We start from the raw sequence: 16,566 nt of genomic DNA on the forward strand, positions 1-16,566 counted from the left end.
TGTCTAATTCGTCCATAGAATTGTACAACGGGTCAAATGTATTTTGTTTAACGTTCATAAAAAAATATTAAACAAAAAATATTTTTTCAGGCCTGTCCATTTGTTTCAGGATGTGTTCAGTGGGCGGTTTTCTCCCTGAAAGGGTACCGTCGGGGATGGTAAGAAACTGGAAACGACTTATTTGCGCAGCAAGTCTAACTGGTGCATTACCTGAATATGGGGTAACGTAATGGTTGACAGTAGGATAAAGAGGTAGGGCAACGGGTCGAACTGGGGCGTGTAACTGGTCCAGATGCCAGCCCCGGCCAGTAAAAAGCCAACTGCCAGGAGTGTGAGTGGAATAGACTGGCGCCAGAGTTTCCAGACCGACTGGGCTGGCGAGGTCGGTCGCTGCAGAAAGGTCCGTATGTTGCCGAACGAACTTAACGAATGCCAGCCACCAAAGTAAAGCATGAAAGCCGGGAGCAGAGGCAGCACGTAAGTCAGGATAAGCACGATCCCCAGCCGGGCCAGTCGCCAGCCATTGACGGTCATAGGCCGGTGGCCAAACGAGAGCATAGCCAGCACGATCCCCAGCGTAGCCCAGCCACGCAGCAGCGCACCGGTTTGACCCGAAACCCAGCTCAGGAACTGGAGGGTGGTGGGGTCATTCTGAACAATTCGGGCTACGATGGGTGCTACATCTGCGTAATGGGTCAGCAGAATAAACCCCAGCACAAAGCCTCCCGATACGAACCTCGTTACTGACCAGTACACATCATCGGGGGCATTCTCAATGTCGGTTTCGCCGAAATGCCAGGCCGAAATCAGTAAAAACAGGACTAAACTCAGTACGGGAAAAAATAGCCAGGCCAGACCGTAAGCCGCCATCGTGATAACGTACTTGATAATGAACCGGGTGAGCGAAAAAGGCCGCGACTGCCGGAGACTACCCTCCTGTTCAATAACATGGTCGAGCGCGCCGTGTGGAATGCCCACCAGCACTAATAAGCTGAAGCAGAAAATAAGTTGAACCGGTACCGATAACGGCCCCACCCAGTACTGATAGCCCGCCAGCATAAAGCCCGCCAATATAGTCAGGCTGGTGGGTATGCGTTGAATAAAGGTACTGAGCCTTTGTAAGAAGGTAGCGATCATGGCAGAAAGAAAGGCGGTAGCTGGTCGCCCTGTTAACTGACTGGGCCTGTAAGGAGTTCAACACGCAGGCAAAACTTACGGCTGCTGAATGGCGGGAGATGCAAATTCAGGCAGTCGGACGGATTTTCGGCCTCTTTCATGAAGACTTACTGTCTTTTAAGAAGCTGTTTGAGTTAATCTTTTCGCCTGTAAACTGCGCTTTTTCGCCAGATTGGGCCCTGAAAAATCCTCATTTAGCTGGGCTAAACCACCGGGCGGCCCCGTCCGGTTTTCAGGGCCCAATCTGACAAAAAACTACTCTTTTCTATCACTAAAATTTAACTCAAACAGCTTTTAAGAACTGAGATAGTAAATAACTGAAATGATAATTAGCTGTAACCAATTCGCTATTTTCTTTACAGTAATGATGAATTGACGATTCATTGGTACAAGGATGATTTTTGGTGATTATTATCCAGGTTTATTGAATTAAAGCTCTGATAATAAACTTATTAGTACTATTTTCTGCACGCCTGTTTGCTCCCCTTTTTGCATTAAAAGAAGTTATTTCTTTACTTAAAATCGATCAATTTGAATTCTTGTTACTACAGTTCCGACTAAGTCAATCCGAGTATCCATAAGCCTAGTTCCATGCTTTACACAACGCATGTTCACAGCCCGCGCCCGCTGATCACTCGGCTGGCCTATCTTGGTATTTGTCTGCTGCTTGCTGGTGAATCCCTGGCTCAAACGCCCCAACTCCAACTAGCACTGGTAACCACAGGATTGATTCGCCCTACGGATGTAGCTGGTATTGGCCCTGGTGAATTTCTGGTTGGCCAGACGGACGGGAAAATTCGGCTGATTCGGCAGGGAACCATACTGACCACGCCTTTTCTGGATCTGACAGACCTGATTAGTGATCCAACTTACGAAGGCATATTCGGTATCACCATTCACCCTGATTACACCAGTAATGGGTTTATCTACGTGCATTACGCCCGCAAAAACGACCGCTCGTCGGTTTTTGCCCGTTTCACCCGGAAAAGTACCAATCCCGATCAGGCTGATTTGACCTCGCAACTGATTTACTTTACCGTTCCCTACACGAATCCATTGGGTGGGCACCGGTCAGGCCGGATCGGGTTTGGACCAGACGGTTACCTGTATATGACAACGGGTGACTCCTCGCCCGGTGCACGGGACAGTATTGGTGACCCCGACAGACTGGCGCAGGATATATACGGCCCTTATGGCAAGCTATTCCGTATCGATGTAAATCAGGGGAGTCCGTACGCCATTCCGCCCGATAATCCTTATGCTGATCCCAACGACGGGGTGCCGGATGAGTTGTATGCCCTGGGAATGCGTAACCCCTGGCGCTGGAGTTTTGACCGGCAAACCGGCGACTTCTGGATGGCCGATGTTGGGCAGGATGGCTGGGAAGAACTGAACTTTACGGCGGCCAATGCTCCTGCGCTCCAAAATTATGGCTGGCCTTGTTTTGAAGGAAACCATCCGTACAACCCGTGTTGTACACCCGGTACGGCGTTCCATATGCCTTTGCTGGAGTACGAAGGGTATTCGTCGGGGATCAGGGCATCCATTACGGGTGGGTTCGTATACCGGGGTAACACCTATCCTGATTTGAAGGGCTGGTATGTGTACGGCGATTTTGAGCGGGGAACCTACTGGACCCTCAAACGGGCTGCCGACAATACGTATCAGCAAATTCAGCAATCCATTGCCCTGATTACCAGTCCAGTCTCATTCGGTGAGGGGACCGATGGCGAGTTGTACGTTCTATCCTTCAATGAGGGAGCATTGTATCAAATCATCACCCAGTTCGTTGGTCCTCAGACCATTGCCAGCATTCAGAGTGGAAACTGGCTCAGTCCAGCTACCTGGAATTGCCAGTGTGTACCGGGTACTTCAGACGAGGTGACCATCTCGACGGGTCATACAATTCTGGTAGATCAGTCTGTATCTGTCAAAAAACTGGTGCTGGGGGGTAAATTATCCTGCCTGGATGGGGGCCGGGTTTCGTTTTGACGTTTCTGAATCACGTTGTTCATGTTCTGGTCAATTATCGGGAGTAAACGTAAAAAAGAAGGCCGTCCTGATTCGTCAGGACGGCCTTCACCGGTACGGGAACAACGTATCTATTTCATCTTCTTTCCCTTGCCTTTTACCACAGGCATGGCAGGCATTTTGGCGGTGTACTCCGAAAGACTTTTCTCGATGCCGTCCTTGAAGAACGGGAAAGCCGCGTCGTTGGATGACTGACCTACCGACAGGGCTTTTTGTGCCAGCGGAACAGCTTCGGTATACTTACCCATTTTAGCCAGAATCTGCGACTTCACGTATAGATTGCGGTACGTTTCTTTCATGGCAATCGACTTGTCGATCCAGGTCAGCGACTGCTCCAGATTGCGGCCCTTCGATACGTTGTAGCTGGCTGCGGCCTGCAATACAGCCGCATCCTCCGGCTTCTCGGCCACTGCCTTGTCTACATTGGCGGCTGTATTGGCATTGACATCCACTTTCAGGTTAGCGGCAGCTTTGGCATTGGCCCACATGAAATTCATCGTAGCGGTGCTGTCCGTCAGGTCACCAAAACCAATGGTAAATGTTTCGATGGTTTCGCTGTTTTCCGCTGGCGTCAGGTTGACGCGCAGGGCATCCTCTTCCTGCTTGTAGGTAGCCTCGGTAACCCCCTTGTTTTTGTTGAAGATCAGCGTGAAATTACCCTGTTCAGGAATCGACATGATCGCGTAGGTGCCAGCGGCCAGCGTCTTGCCATTCACCATCAGGTCGGTGGAGGTCGTAAACAGCGTGGCAGCATTGGCACCCGTCCGCCAGACTTTTCCGACTGGAACAAAATCACCCGAAAATGGCTGACGGCCTTTCAGGCTGGGGCGTGAATAAACAACGGTCAAATCGGTGGTACCAACGGTTTGCATGACCGTAGCACCGGGACTAGGCGAAGGAAGCTTAATTTGAGCGGTGGCTAACTGGGCCGCCAGGCAGAACGTAACACCACTCAGTACGAGTTTACGCATGATTGTAAAGTAAATTAGTTTAGTTGTTTGTGAAAAACGATGCCAAATTGCGGCTTTTTACCTGAAAACCCAACTCATGCACCGGCAACCCTTACTAAAACTACTCCGCCAGCACCGGCCCGTCGATCCGGATGAACAGGCAATGACGCAGGCCACCATCGACTTTGTGGAGCAATACCCCAACTGTTTTGACCGCTCCCTGCTGAGTGGCCACATAACCGGTTCCGCCTGGATTGTTTCCCCCGACCGGCAACAAACCCTGTTGATTCACCACCGGAAACTTGACCGGTGGCTCCAGCCCGGTGGCCATGCCGATGGCGACCCGGATGTGGCAGCGGTTGCCCTGCGGGAAGCGCAGGAAGAAACGGGGTTGACCACCCTGACAGTAGTAGCTCCCCCTGGTGATAATTCTAATTCAGATATCAGCCAGACAGTAGCCATTCTTGATGTGGACATACACCCGATTCCGGCCCGGAACGAGGTGCCGGAGCATCTGCATTATGACATTCGTTTTCTGGTTGAGGCCGACCCGACTGAGCCACTGGGATTTTCGGACGAAATCAATAATATCCAGTGGTTTACCCTCGAAACTGCTTCTAACTACACAGATTCGGAGTCAATTATAAGATTAATCCGTAAAATGAAGTAAAAACTAAAAATATAGTTATTTTTTTAATGGTTTTTTAATTCAAAGAATTTGTATCTTTGTTACACAACAAAACCATTAAAAAGCTATGAAAACGGAACTCTTTTTAATCGTCTTTTTGAGTTTGTTCGTTGGGATAACGGGCGTCTACTCACAGAACAGGCGGGATGTTCAGCCGGTTAAACCGCTTAACAATCCGCTCTTTTCACCCCATAATTATAAACATCCTCAGGCGGCAGCAGCTGCTCGCAGCTGGGAAAACAAGCCCGGCGTAGGCGTCAACAGTCCCGTATCTACGGAGACACAACTGGCAAATTATAAGCGGCAGATGCCGAACAAAAAGCCCGTTGGTGGTGTAGTGATACCACATACACCATCGACTAGTCTGGCTGACCGGAATTATAAAATTCAGCGTCTGAGCGTACCCCAGCGTTCGACTAATCCGGGGGAATATTATGTCGAACAACCCGCCAAAGTAGTTAAAGACACCCTTGTTGATTGAACACCAAAGTCATCAGCCCGGGCCATCAAATTTCTGTATGGTCCGGGCTGATGATTACCACTGACAAACGTATTTTGGGGAACGATGTGGGCCAGATGGCCCATCGTTAACAACCGCACGTACGGAGCTAGGTGCTCTGAGGAAGTAAGTGCTGGTATAGGGTAAAATTGTCCATATCGAAGCATACAAACCTGATTTCCTGTAGGGAAGAGGATTCTTTAAGAAACAGGTTAACACTGTTAACCGCCACCAAAGCCGCCTTATCTTTCGGGTAGCCATATACACCGGTACTGATATTCGGGAAGGCAATGCTGCTCAGGTTATAGGCTGCTGCCAGCTCCAGCGACCGACGGTAGCAACTCGCCAGCAGGTCCGGTTCACCATGATTTCCATTCCGCCAGACGGGGCCAACGGTATGGATAACGTACGGAGCCGGTAGCCGGTACCCCTTCGTTAGTTTGGCATCGCCGGTCGGGCAACCGTGCAGCGTTCGGCACTCGGTCAGTAGCTGTGGACCGGCCGCCCGGTGAATGGCCCTGTCGACACCCCCGCCCCCCAGTAAACTGGTATTCGCTGCGTTGACGATAGCGTCGACCGTTTGTCTGGTGATATCACCCTGAATAACCCGAAGCGTTGTCATATAACCTGCCTTGTCTGGTACAGTTTACTAACCACCAATACCTGCCCGGTGTTCGACACCCGGTGTTATCGACAAATGAAGCGCGGGTGGCGACGTTCTGCCTTACCTTTGCGTATGGCTTATAAAACGGTACGGATTAATTTAACGCTAACTCAGTCTCTCCGACAGTCTGTACTGGTTATTTACACCGGTGGTACCTTCGGAATGGTGTACGAACCGCAGACTGGTCAGCTTGTTCCCTTTGATTTTGATCAGGTTGTTGACCGACTCCCCGAACTCAAGCGACTCACGTTTGATATTACCCTGCTTACCCTGCCGAATATTATTGACTCATCGAACATGAAGCCCGCCATATGGGTCGAACTGGCGCAGATTATTCAGGATAACTACCGGCAATACGACAGCTTTGTGATTTTGCACGGTACTGATACGATGGCTTACACCGCATCGGCATTGAGTTTCATCCTGGTTGGCCTGAACAAACCTGTTATCCTGACCGGCGCACAGCTACCCATTGGCGTAGCCCGCAGCGACGCCCGGGAAAACTTCATCACCGCCCTCGAAATTGCTGCCGCAGTGGACACTGCCGCCGTGGATTCGGCCGCATTGGACGCTGCCGCCGTGGAGGAAGGCTTTCGGCCTATTGTACCCGAAGTATGTGTGTATTTCAACTCGTTGTTGCTGCGGGGCAATCGATCGACCAAGCGGGAGAGTGTCCAGTTTAACGCGTTTGCGTCGGAAAATTACCCGCATCTGGCCACGGCTGGCGTTAGTATCGATTACAACCGACCGTTTATCCGGCCCTGGCAACCCGATCAGCCATTGACTCTTCGTACCGTTCTGGACCCAAACGTAACCATCCTAAAATTGTTTCCGGGCATTACCCAGCCGGTTGTGGAGTCGATTGTGAACATACCCAATCTTCGGGGAATTGTTCTTGAAACCTTCGGAGCCGGTAACGCACCGACGGACGAGTGGTTTCTGGATACCCTGAAACGGGCTATTGATCGGGGGGTGTCGGTGTTCAACGTATCGCAGTGCGAAGGAGGGCGCGTAACGCAGGGCCATTACCAGACCAGCCAGCAATTGTTGCAGATTGGCGTCGTGAGCGGAGCCGACATCACAACCGAAGCGGCCATTACCAAACTGATGGTACTGCTTGGGCAGGAACGTGACCCAGCGCGACTGCGTACGTTACTGGCACAGCCACTCTGCGGAGAAATGAATGACTAACAGTCAGAAAACACTACCTTAGTCAGGCAAGCTGGTAACCCACTCAGTCACGACCCGTATTTACGTGAATACGGGATTAGTTTTGCCCCGTATGGTCGGACGGCCGATGCCGGCTAAACAGCGCAGGGTCGGTAGATAGATTAACTGATTGCTCTTAAAAAGTCTCATCAACAATGAAAAAACTTTTCCTGCTGCTTCTGGTCGCCCAGCATGTGCTGGCTCAGTCAACGACTCCGGCTGGTCGTACTGAGTTTGTGATTGATAATTTCCCAACCGAAAACGGGGTTACCTTACCCAAAGCCCGCGTGGTATACGGCACATACGGGCATCTGAATAAAGACCGTGACAATGCCATCCTGCTGCCCTCGCATTATATGGCTACCGCCCGCGGCTACGAATGGCTGATCGGACCGGGAAAAGCCCTGGATACCACCCGGTATTTTCTGGTAGCGACCGAACTCTTCGGCAACGGCCGGTCCTCGTCGCCCAGCAATACGCCCGAACCCTTTCACGGCCCCCGCTTCCCGGTCATGACCATTCGGGATAATGTAGCGGCCGTCCATCGGTTGTTGCGTGAGCAGTTTTCCATCACGCACCTGCGGGCCATTATCGGTTTTTCGATGGGCGCACAGCAGGCTTTTCAGTGGGCGGTAAGTTATCCTGCGTTTGCCGACCGAATTGTGGCGACAGCGGGTACGGCCAAAAACTATCCGCACGGTGTCGTCCGGCTGGAAGGACAGATTGCTGCTCTCACCGCCGACGCTGCCTTTATGAACGGAGACTATACCGAACCACCCATTAAAGGCATTCAGGCTTTCTCGGTGGTCTGGACGGGTTGGTTATACTCGCAGGAATGGTGGCGGAAGGAACTCTGGCGCGAACGGGCCAAGCCGGGTACCACCTTCGAGCAGGTGCTGACCAATTACCGCACCCACTTTATTGAGGGGGCGGATGCCAACGACCTGATTCTGCAAATGCGTACCTGGGAGTATCACGACGTGGGCAGTACCAAAGGGTTCGATGGAAACGTGGAAAAAGCCCTGCGCTCCATACAGGTGCCTTTGTTATACATGCCCTCCGAAACCGATCTTTACTTCCCACTGGGCGATGCGAAATACGAGGCTGCTTTTATTCCCAATGTTGTGCTGAAGCCCATTCCTTCCCTGTGGGGGCACACCGCTGGGGCCGCCAGTAATCCGGCCGATGCCAAATTCCTGAATGAACACATTCGTGCTTTTCTGACCGGGACCAAATAGGAATGGGTATCGTAGCCTTCTTTTTTTAGGGACATATTGCGTTTCTGGCATCAATCCTGCATCTTTGCACTCCGATTCGTCGGGGCATGAGTGACACAGAGAGGTGTCCGAGTGGTTGAAGGAGCACGCCTGGAAAGTGTGTATGCGGGTAACCGTATCGAGAGTTCGAATCTCTTCCTCTCTGCCAGTACGTTAAGACAGGAAATACGACTAATAGAGAGCTGCCGGAGTGGTCGAACGGGTCTGATTCGAAATCAGAAGTACTCGTAAGGGTACCGGGGGTTCGAATCCCTCGCTCTCTGCCATTACAATTTGAGTACCACCGAAGCCTCCCGAAAAAGGAGGCTTTTTTTGTTCCATAGGTCTGTAAATCACTCTTTTCCAGGCTTAACTCTTTATCCTTAACAGGAGGTTGTTACGGTGGCACCATTAAAATGGAGGTGGCACCGTCGCATTTGGCTTTTACCGTTGAACTGTATCCACCCACTGGCTGTAAGTTTGTTATCCCGTTGATTTTTTAACCTCTTTTTAACGGAGAGAAACTTATAACCCGTAGTAATGATAAGTCAGAGAATGGAACTCCTTTTTTGGGCTCATACGTCTAAATCAAATCCGGAATTAGTTACAATTTATTTCCGATTAACGTTATCGAAAACCAGAGTAGAGTTAGGCTCTACCGGCATTAAAGTGCACCGTAAACATTGGAGTTCGGAGGCCCAACGGATAACGGCGCGTACTCCGGTGGCACAACAACAAAACCACACACTAGAAATATGGCGCTCCAGAGGCATGGCCATCCATAACGAGCTCATGCTAAAAAGAGAGCCATTCTCTGCCAGCTACTTTAAAAAGCTATTCCAGCAAAATGGCCGTGGCTTTACTTTCCTTCAGCTCTTTACCACTTACCTGGCTGGAGTAAAAAAGGATCCGGATATTACGGCAGGCACCTACGAAACGTATTCAGCGGTATTTAAAAAAGTGGATGGCTGGCTGGTGGCCAAAAAACAGGCAGATCTGCCAGCGGAAAAATTCAGCCTGGCAGTTATTGAGCAGTACCGTGGCTTTATGCGAATAACCGAGAAACGAGCCAGCGCCACCATTCGCAAACATACCCAAACCATTAAACAGGTTCTTTCATGGGGTTTACTAAATGATTATACGGTAAAGGATCCGCTCCAGGGTTATAGGGTGGCCAGGGAAAAAACAAAGCCTCCGGTTTTCTTGCTGCCGTTTGAATTAATGCAGCTCCTGGAGTTTTCATTTGCCCCGCATGAAACGGTACTTTCTCAAATAAGAGATAATTTTTTAATCCAGTGTTTTACTGGTTTCGCCTATGCCGATTTAAAAACCTTTACCTCCAGCGATATTCTAAGTAAAGAGCAGAGAGCTCCGGATGGCTCCACCATTAAGTTTTTGCCGTGGGTGGAGAAAGACCGTAAAAAAACGGGTAATACGGCTATGCAGCCACTCCACCCGATTGTTAGCCAGATATTAGCGGCCAGGTATGATGGCAGGCCGGAAAAGCTCCGGATCCGGCCAAACCAGAAAACTAATCTTTATCTAAAAGTTATCGGGCTAAAACTTGACTTTATTAAGGTGTTAACCACCCACGTAGGCCGTAGGACGTTTGCCAACTTATGCCTAAACGGTGGGTTATTTTCCCCCCTTTTTGCCTCAATAGCTCCGGAGGTTCTTGAGTTTAAGGATGGCCATTTTTCAAAGGAGGCCACTATAACAATGATGGGCAGAACGTCGGATAAAGGCCTGGAGGCATACGTAAAAGTAGACGAACGGCGAATAATGAGCGAACTCCAGTAAAACCGGCCTGGAGCTCTCGTTTGAGTTCCAGGCCGGTGATTAATCCTTAATGCTGGAAAACGCTCTAGTGAGTGCCTCCTGGTAATTGTTTATTTTATATTGCTCCCAAAGTGCCAGTAAATCGTTTGTGGTGAATGTTTCCCCCTGCCGGAGCTCATCCATAAAGCCATCAAGGCCAGCCATTAAGTGGGTGCCTGCCTCTTTTGCGGCCTGGACTTTGAGCGTATAATTCTCTATCTGGTTTATAGCCTGCTGAATATTCATTCTGTGTTTATGTTAATTTTGGTGAATAATAGAAAACGGATTTGGTGCCATTTTTCGCCTAAATATGCGTCTGGAGCCCTAATTATTAATTTAGAAAGGTCAAAAAATCCTATGTTTTTAAAAGTTGCACCCCTTAAACGTCTTATAGAGCTAATATTGAGCCATTTACGCAAAAACACCCCCCTAAAAGTGGTGTTTTTTCCTTTATCGACCCCGCCCTTTATCATTTTGGAACTTTCCAGTTTTCCACTTTCCGAATATATGAAAGCCATCCAGCCAAAACTGGAAAGTGGAAAATTGGAAAGTAAAACAACTTAGTGCACTCCAAGCCAGCGCCACAAGCGCCTTACCACTCCAAAGTTAAAAGTAGTCCAGGTCAAAATCTCCACCGCCCTGGAGACTCCTGCCGCCTTTTAGTTTCCAGAGTATATAGTAGTCGACCGTATCAGATAGGTGAGTGGCCAGCTCTTGGTCTACCTTGCTGCTCTCACTCCGTTTGCTCTTGGTGTAGTCGGTATTGAGTGGACTGTTATCCATACTTATCACCGTGGCCTTACATCGGATCCCGTCCACCCGTACCCGTATCAGATCCGTATTACGCTCTGCAAAGACGTTGTTAAGGTCTTTAAACTTGTCAATGTGGGGAGGGTTAAAATTTAGCGCCTGCGTAGAAACGTGCCATCCAGAGGCCTCTAAAATTTCGGCCACTTGGTCAAACATGGACTTTGTAGAGCCAGCGCTTTTATTCTTACCGTTCCGGTCTCCGGTTAGGGTTATCTGCTTAGTCTTATGGCTCACGTACTCGGTGGCTATAAGGGTGGCCAGCGTCTGCGCCATTGTCATAGCTACGCCATCGGCATCAATTCCCGGTTCTTTGCAGTAAAGGTTATCGATAAGCCTGGCCTCTGTGTAATCGCTTTGCCATAGGGTGGCGCTAGTAAAGTGTGCGTTAAAGTCCAGGCTGGCCTCTATTCGGTGGCTGGTGTTATAGAGCAGCTCACCACTCCAGGCCGCTCTGGCCTCGTATTCGTCGCTTTCCTCTTTTATAACGTGGATGTGGTGCTGGAATGACGGATAAAAATTGTGTGGCATCTTGGAGAGCCGCTTTCCCTCCACCTCCACCTCATACTCCAGCTTAGTAAGGTTTTTCTGGAGCGTGTCCAGGTAGTCATCTGGCAGAAAGGCCAAATTATCCCGCGTCTTTACTTCTAGGAAAAAATACCGGCCTGGCTCGGTTTTAGAAAGTGCCTCAATGTCATACATCCACTGGCCTGCCAGATCCCAGGGAGGTGAGGAAAATACGGCCAGCATCTGGTGGAATGTAGAGCTAAACTTTCCCACGTTGGCCCGTAAGGTAGGCAGTACCACCTTAAGCCATTCCTTTTTAAAGTTTAGCCCCTCATCGATAACATATAGATCATAGTTAGCGCCACGGTTTTCCGCTGCCGCCATCTTAAAGCTCTCAAATTCAATTACAAACCCGTTTGGAAAGCTTATGCAGTTCTCCCAAATATCCGGAGCCTCAAATGGCCGCTCAAAATGTGCCGGTGGCTCCCTCCAGAGCACAAAGCACCCCGCTCCGGTCTTAAAATCATACTCCGTAATGCCGTGCCGTTTCCACCCCGCTTTTAAGCCGCTGGTGAGCTTGGATTTAGCTTTTTTAATCGTTGGTACACCCCACCCACATTTGGCGCGTGGCAGATCGTCCGAGGCCAGTAAAAGGAAATCGGAGAGCGTTACGGATTTACCGGAGCCACGGCCTCCAATCATGGCCGCAATTTTAAACCGGCTGTTATAAACGGCCTCCAAAAAAATGGCCTGTTTTTCGTTTACCTCCACCTCCAGCTCATCCTCTGGGCGGTCGTTAGTCTCCAATTTCATAGGTAGCATTTTGGATGGTTTTAGGCTCCTGGCCAGCGTTATTGTTTACGGTGAGTTGCTTTACTTTAAACACCACTTTCGATGGCTTTTTGTAGGTGTCGGAATCCAGAATTTTGCCACTTTCGTAGGCTCCATCTATTTTGGCCGCTTTATCCAGTAGGATGCCGTAATTATAAAAATCTCCGGCCTCCTTTGCCTCTTTGGCAGCGCTCCGGAAAAGTTCGGCGTATAGGTCTTTAATTCCCTCTTTGTCTCTGGCCTGCCGGAGCTCCACAAATACCGAGTAGGCCAGCGCCATTATCTCCCTGGCTCTCCGCTCCTGGAGCTTACTGGAGTTTTTCAGCATGGCCAGTACCTGGCTATCAGTATGCCCCTGTTTTAGCCAGGCTCTGGCAGAGTCTATTTTATCCCAGGTCTCCCACTGGATAGGGGAGAGCTCCGTACCATTAAGGAGGTAATCCTGGAAAACATCCAGTTCCCCCCGTACTTTGTCTAAATAGCGGTTATTGCCCTTTAATTGCTTCATAGTTTAAAAGTCTTAGCTCATCCTCATACTGTTCTTTAATAGCCTTAAGCCTGGCCAGCTCCTGGCTCCAGGTGGCCGCTTTGGCGTGGTCTGGTCTCTCGGAAATCTTGGTTTCGTACTTGTAAATATTTACTCTAGTTTTCTGGAGCTCCACTTTAATCTCTGCCGAACGGAGCCCACTGGTGGCCGTGGTTGGTTTGGCCTCTTTCTCCGGTCTCCGTACCTGGCCGGTGGCCAGTTCGTGCCTGGCATCTTTCCAGAGCTCCCTGGTGGCCAGGATCTGCTCCACCACTGGCCTCCGGCCCTCCACATCGTTATCCGCAAAATCGGCCAGGGTATTAGACAAAAGAGCAGCCTCTTTATGGAGCCGTTCGGCCTCCAGAATGAGCTGCTCTTTTCGTTGATCCGGAGCGGATCCGCTGGCCACCTCCGTGGCTGGAGTTAACTGTTTTTTTTTGCTTCGTCTGCCGCTGCCTGTGCCAGCGCTGCCGCTTTTTTTTCGGCTGCTACTTTTGCGGCCCCCGTTAGTGGTTTGGGCGCTGCCGGAGCGGCCTCCGGAGTTGTTACCGGAGTAGTCTCCGGAGCGGTCGGTTTTGCAGAAAGTGCCAATTTTTTGAGGTTCTCAATTTCCAGTTCTTTCTCAATTAGCTGGCTATTGAGAAAAGAATTTTGTGTTTTGAGTGCCTCGTTTACTTCGTTGAGTGCCTGGTTTTGGGTGGCCAGCTCGGTGTTATTGTCCAGAACTTGCGCCAAAAAATCCGCGTCTTTCTGGCCATCGGTTTCCGTTGGATCCGGAGCCACTGGCTGCTCCAGTCGGTAAGCCTCTGCCTCCTGCTCATAGTCGGCCAGTGCCTTTTCCCAGGTGTGTTTTTTGTGCTCGGTTTGGTCTGCCTGGTAGTTCATCTCTGCCAGTTGAGCCGCTGCTAAAAGTTGGCTAATTGCTGCTTTCATTGATCTAGTTTAAAAAGAGAATAAAATTTTGTTTTCGTCGATACCTGGCGCGGCCTTTTCGGTAGATTATTTGGCCGGTTGGCCTATTTGTTGGCCTTTTCCGTGGTGGCCGCTGGTGTGGTGGCCGCTGGTTGATCTGTTACTTTGCAGTAAACACCAGGATAAAGCGCTTGGATGCTTTCCGCGTCGGCCACGGCCATTTTATCACTTACCACCACCGTCCGCTCACCAAAGCCAAATTTTATGCCGGTGGCGCTGTTTAAAACTGTTACTGTTTTTGCCATTGTCTGGATGAATAAAATAAAGGCCTCACTGCCTGCCGCTGTGAGGCCTTTATTTAGATTAGAGTGTAAGAGGAAAATTAAGAGAGAGAAACGCCTGGAATGGCCAGAGCGGCCCCGATTGGAACATAACCAAACATATAGCCATCATTTTTGGCCTTTAGCGTCCACTCTCTCCGGTCGCCACCTTTGGCTCCGGTGGTGTGTACCACCTCAAACTGGAGACCCATGAGAGTAGTACCTAAAACAATCCGCTGGCCATCGGTCAAAATGACCACGGCCACCACCTCCGTGTTTATGAGCTTTTCAATAGCGGCCACCTGATCCTTATTAAATCCGGCCACCTTTACCTCCAGCATCTGCTCCCAGGACTGGTATCCGGTGGAGCCCTTTAATGCTTCGTCTGCTTTTAGGCTGTTGTCAGAAACTTGCACCTCCGTAAATGTCCCAACGGGTGGCCCTACCACCATAGCAGGAGCCACGGCCAGCTCACCGGCCAGAATGTCGGCCCGTTTAGGCCATTCGGCTGTAAATTGATCCGTAGGACAAAGGAATAGTTTACGGCCACCTCCAGGGTTTACGGTTTGTTGTGGAGTGCGTGGAATTGCGGCCAGGGTGGCCAGAGCCAGGCCGTGGCTATCAAAAAGGGAGATGCCGGTGGCCGCTGTAAACACCTGGCTGGAGAGCGGCATGGCCACCACTCCGGCCAGTACGCTGCCGGTCTCGGTGGCCACAAATGCCCCGATGGCCACCACCAGGAAACTCATTAGAATTTTTGCAAACTTCATGCTGATTTGTTGTTTTTGTTTTGGTTGAAAAAAAGAGGAAAGTAAAAACCGGAGCACATTTGTAAACCGGCCACCGAGTGCTCCAGGTGGCCGGTTTATGGTATTAAACTTTGTCGTTTAGGAATGTGAACTTACCAAACCCGTAATCAAAGCCCACGCTCATCCGGATGTTGATTTTTGTGGCTTTTACGTCTTTTACTACGGTTAACGTATAAGCGGCCACATCCTCATTACAAACAAAGTTCATGTTTGAGGCTGGAGTAATTACGGTGGTAGATTTGCCGGAAAGGCCTACATCTGCCACCAGAGTAATGTTTTCGTAACCGTCTAGCGTGGCCATAGTCTCACCTGGCCGAACGGTGGCCGGAAATTTAGCCTGCCGTCTGCGGTTGATACTCCGAACCATTCCAGGAGAGCAGCGGAATTGCAAAGGAATTTCCAGCATGGCCTGGTTAGCGGCCTCTACTACTTTGCAGAGCTCCAGAGCTTGCTCGTAGCTGTTAGAGTCGTCTATAACCGTGGCCGCTGCCAGTACGTTAGAGGCTGGAATGTCACCACCGGCAGCGCGGCCAATGGTCGTTTTTGCCAGGAGGCCGGTAATGGCGTAAGCGCTGCCAGTGCTGGCTGCATTCTTAACCGCTTTCCAGCTCGCACGCTCCACCAAGTTAGCCCGTGCCGTGCGTAGGATCTGCTCCAAAAAGAACACCTCAAACGGATTCTCCAGTACGGCCTTTTCCGAGCTTAAGCCCTTTACATACTGCAAATAAGAGCGGTAAAGCGTTTGAATTTCGCCCGTTGTAAATTGTAGATCAATGTCCACATCTTCAAAGGTCGGAATCCGAGCGCCAAACTGGAGCGCTCCGGCGCTTGGCGTAAAGTCGTCAGATGCCGCCCGTAGTATGTCCATAATCTGGAGGTTAATAAGTGGGCTCTTATTATCCGTAACCAGGAGCTGGTAAAGCTCCCGAATCTTTGCCTCGCCATCCACTAATACATCCGTGATAATTTCCTTTTTACCGTCGAATACTTGCATTAATGCGGCAGGCAGTTTACTAAAATCGTAACCCGTTGTTTGTGCCATTCTTTACTGTTTGATTAAAAAAAGAGGTGGTTAAAAAAAGTTGATTGATTGCTTTCCTGGATTTAAGCCAGGCCTTTGCTTTTGCGGAATACGGCCAGCGCTTGCTGGTTGTAGCTGGTTAGGTTGTTGTCTACTTTGCTGGTGGCATCTCCCTCCGGCATCTGTGCACCGGCCCCGGCCTGCTTCTCAAACCAGCCTTTGTATTTGTCCCGGTCGGCCTCTGCCGTGGTGAGTGAGCTCTGGAGCGTGGTCTTATCGCTTTCCAGTGCCGTTACTTTCGTGTCCAGGCCATCCGCTTTACTCTGGAGTGTTCCCTTTTCGGCCTCCAGGCTCGTTACTTGCGTTTCCAGGCCAGTAACTTTATTCTGGAGCTCCTGGACTTCGCTCGTAAATTGGTTGTGCTCATCGGTGGTTAATTTCTCCGAAACGGCTTTTCCGGATTTTCCGAAAAATGAGGCCATAAACGTGGCCAGCGTCTGCTTTTCCTGTGCCATAGGCTTTTAGTGGTTTACTGGTTAAAA

The 16,566-nt window shown here is 50.2% G+C and carries 18 protein-coding genes and 2 tRNA genes; 8 read left to right on the forward strand and 12 right to left on the reverse strand.

All coding sequences use genetic code 11. The features are described from left to right. Positions 1-177: 177 nt before the first annotated feature. On the reverse strand, positions 178-1,137 hold the full coding sequence (locus tag B157_RS0109480) for a Brp/Blh family beta-carotene 15,15'-dioxygenase (protein WP_020603104.1): 960 nt from the start codon (positions 1,135-1,137) through the stop codon (positions 178-180). A 630-nt stretch (positions 1,138-1,767) separates the two neighbouring features. On the opposite strand from B157_RS0109480, the gene B157_RS0109490 reads away from it, so the two are divergent. After that, the gene (locus B157_RS0109490) at positions 1,768-3,168 is read left to right on the forward strand and encodes a PQQ-dependent sugar dehydrogenase (RefSeq protein WP_020603106.1); all 1,401 of its coding nucleotides are present in this window, start codon (positions 1,768-1,770) and stop codon (positions 3,166-3,168) included. A 110-nt stretch (positions 3,169-3,278) separates the two neighbouring features. Here the strand turns inward: B157_RS0109490 and B157_RS0109495 are convergent, their stop codons facing one another. Continuing rightward, the gene (locus B157_RS0109495; protein WP_020603107.1) at positions 3,279-4,178 is read right to left on the reverse strand and encodes a DUF2911 domain-containing protein; all 900 of its coding nucleotides are present in this window, start codon (positions 4,176-4,178) and stop codon (positions 3,279-3,281) included. A 76-nt stretch (positions 4,179-4,254) separates the two neighbouring features. Between B157_RS0109495 and B157_RS0109500 the strand changes: the two genes are divergently transcribed. Both B157_RS0109500 and B157_RS0109505 read left to right on the forward strand, forming a co-directional pair. Next, positions 4,255-4,827: an NUDIX hydrolase gene (locus tag B157_RS0109500; RefSeq protein WP_020603108.1), complete on the forward strand. Its 573-nt coding sequence runs from the start codon at positions 4,255-4,257 to the stop codon at positions 4,825-4,827. Positions 4,828-4,912: 85 nt separating this feature from the next. Continuing rightward, entirely contained in the window at positions 4,913-5,326 is a 414-nt protein-coding gene (locus B157_RS0109505; protein WP_020603109.1) for a hypothetical protein, read from the forward strand. Between the two features lie 127 nt (positions 5,327-5,453). On the opposite strand, the gene B157_RS0109510 is transcribed toward B157_RS0109505, so the two are convergent. Next, positions 5,454-5,966: an O-acetyl-ADP-ribose deacetylase gene (locus B157_RS0109510; protein WP_020603110.1), complete on the reverse strand. Its 513-nt coding sequence runs from the start codon at positions 5,964-5,966 to the stop codon at positions 5,454-5,456. Between the two features lie 114 nt (positions 5,967-6,080). On the opposite strand from B157_RS0109510, the gene B157_RS0109515 reads away from it, so the two are divergent. From B157_RS0109515 to B157_RS0109535, 5 genes are all read left to right on the forward strand, one after another. After that, entirely contained in the window at positions 6,081-7,199 is a 1,119-nt protein-coding gene (locus B157_RS0109515) for an asparaginase (RefSeq protein ID WP_026308607.1), read from the forward strand. 173 nt (positions 7,200-7,372) lie between these two features. Next, the gene (locus B157_RS0109520; protein ID WP_020603112.1) at positions 7,373-8,455 is read left to right on the forward strand and encodes an alpha/beta fold hydrolase; all 1,083 of its coding nucleotides are present in this window, start codon (positions 7,373-7,375) and stop codon (positions 8,453-8,455) included. 97 nt (positions 8,456-8,552) lie between these two features. Continuing rightward, a tRNA-Ser gene (locus B157_RS0109525) sits at positions 8,553-8,642 on the forward strand. A 28-nt stretch (positions 8,643-8,670) separates the two neighbouring features. Then, positions 8,671-8,760 (forward strand) — tRNA-Ser (locus tag B157_RS0109530). A 268-nt stretch (positions 8,761-9,028) separates the two neighbouring features. Beyond that, positions 9,029-10,273 (forward strand): phage integrase SAM-like domain-containing protein, encoded by a 1,245-nt coding sequence (locus tag B157_RS0109535; RefSeq protein ID WP_169521701.1) that lies wholly within the window; start codon positions 9,029-9,031, stop codon positions 10,271-10,273. A gap of 39 nt (positions 10,274-10,312) precedes the next feature. On the opposite strand, the gene B157_RS0109540 is transcribed toward B157_RS0109535, so the two are convergent. From B157_RS0109540 to B157_RS0109585, 9 genes are all read right to left on the reverse strand, one after another. After that, positions 10,313-10,537 carry a hypothetical protein gene (locus B157_RS0109540; RefSeq protein WP_020603114.1) on the reverse strand — a complete coding sequence of 75 codons (225 nt, stop codon included), beginning with the start codon at positions 10,535-10,537 and terminating at the stop codon, positions 10,313-10,315. Between the two features lie 360 nt (positions 10,538-10,897). Continuing rightward, on the reverse strand, positions 10,898-12,418 hold the full coding sequence (locus B157_RS0109550) for a terminase large subunit domain-containing protein (RefSeq protein ID WP_020603116.1): 1,521 nt from the start codon (positions 12,416-12,418) through the stop codon (positions 10,898-10,900). Then, the gene (locus B157_RS0109555) at positions 12,402-12,944 is read right to left on the reverse strand and encodes a hypothetical protein (RefSeq protein ID WP_020603117.1); all 543 of its coding nucleotides are present in this window, start codon (positions 12,942-12,944) and stop codon (positions 12,402-12,404) included. Before B157_RS0109555 ends, B157_RS0109550 begins: the two co-directional genes overlap by 17 nt. Further along, positions 12,922-13,371 (reverse strand): hypothetical protein, encoded by a 450-nt coding sequence (locus B157_RS0109560; protein ID WP_020603118.1) that lies wholly within the window; start codon positions 13,369-13,371, stop codon positions 12,922-12,924. The genes B157_RS0109555 and B157_RS0109560 overlap by 23 nt, the downstream gene beginning before the upstream one ends. 14 nt (positions 13,372-13,385) lie before the next feature. After that, positions 13,386-13,895 carry a hypothetical protein gene (locus tag B157_RS0109565; protein ID WP_020603119.1) on the reverse strand — a complete coding sequence of 170 codons (510 nt, stop codon included), beginning with the start codon at positions 13,893-13,895 and terminating at the stop codon, positions 13,386-13,388. 83 nt (positions 13,896-13,978) lie between these two features. After that, complete coding sequence (locus B157_RS0109570; protein WP_020603120.1) at positions 13,979-14,179, reverse strand: hypothetical protein; 201 nt, start codon at positions 14,177-14,179, stop codon at positions 13,979-13,981. Between the two features lie 77 nt (positions 14,180-14,256). Further along, on the reverse strand, positions 14,257-14,964 hold the full coding sequence (locus tag B157_RS0109575; protein WP_020603121.1) for a hypothetical protein: 708 nt from the start codon (positions 14,962-14,964) through the stop codon (positions 14,257-14,259). Between the two features lie 103 nt (positions 14,965-15,067). Continuing rightward, positions 15,068-16,045, reverse strand: coding sequence for a hypothetical protein (locus tag B157_RS0109580; RefSeq protein WP_020603122.1), 978 nt, complete (start codon positions 16,043-16,045; stop codon positions 15,068-15,070). A gap of 62 nt (positions 16,046-16,107) precedes the next feature. Then, positions 16,108-16,539: a hypothetical protein gene (locus B157_RS0109585; RefSeq protein WP_020603123.1), complete on the reverse strand. Its 432-nt coding sequence runs from the start codon at positions 16,537-16,539 to the stop codon at positions 16,108-16,110. Positions 16,540-16,566: the final 27 nt, after the last annotated feature.

This window comes from Spirosoma spitsbergense DSM 19989, assembly GCF_000374085.1.
GTDB lineage: Bacteria > Bacteroidota > Bacteroidia > Cytophagales > Spirosomataceae > Spirosoma > Spirosoma spitsbergense.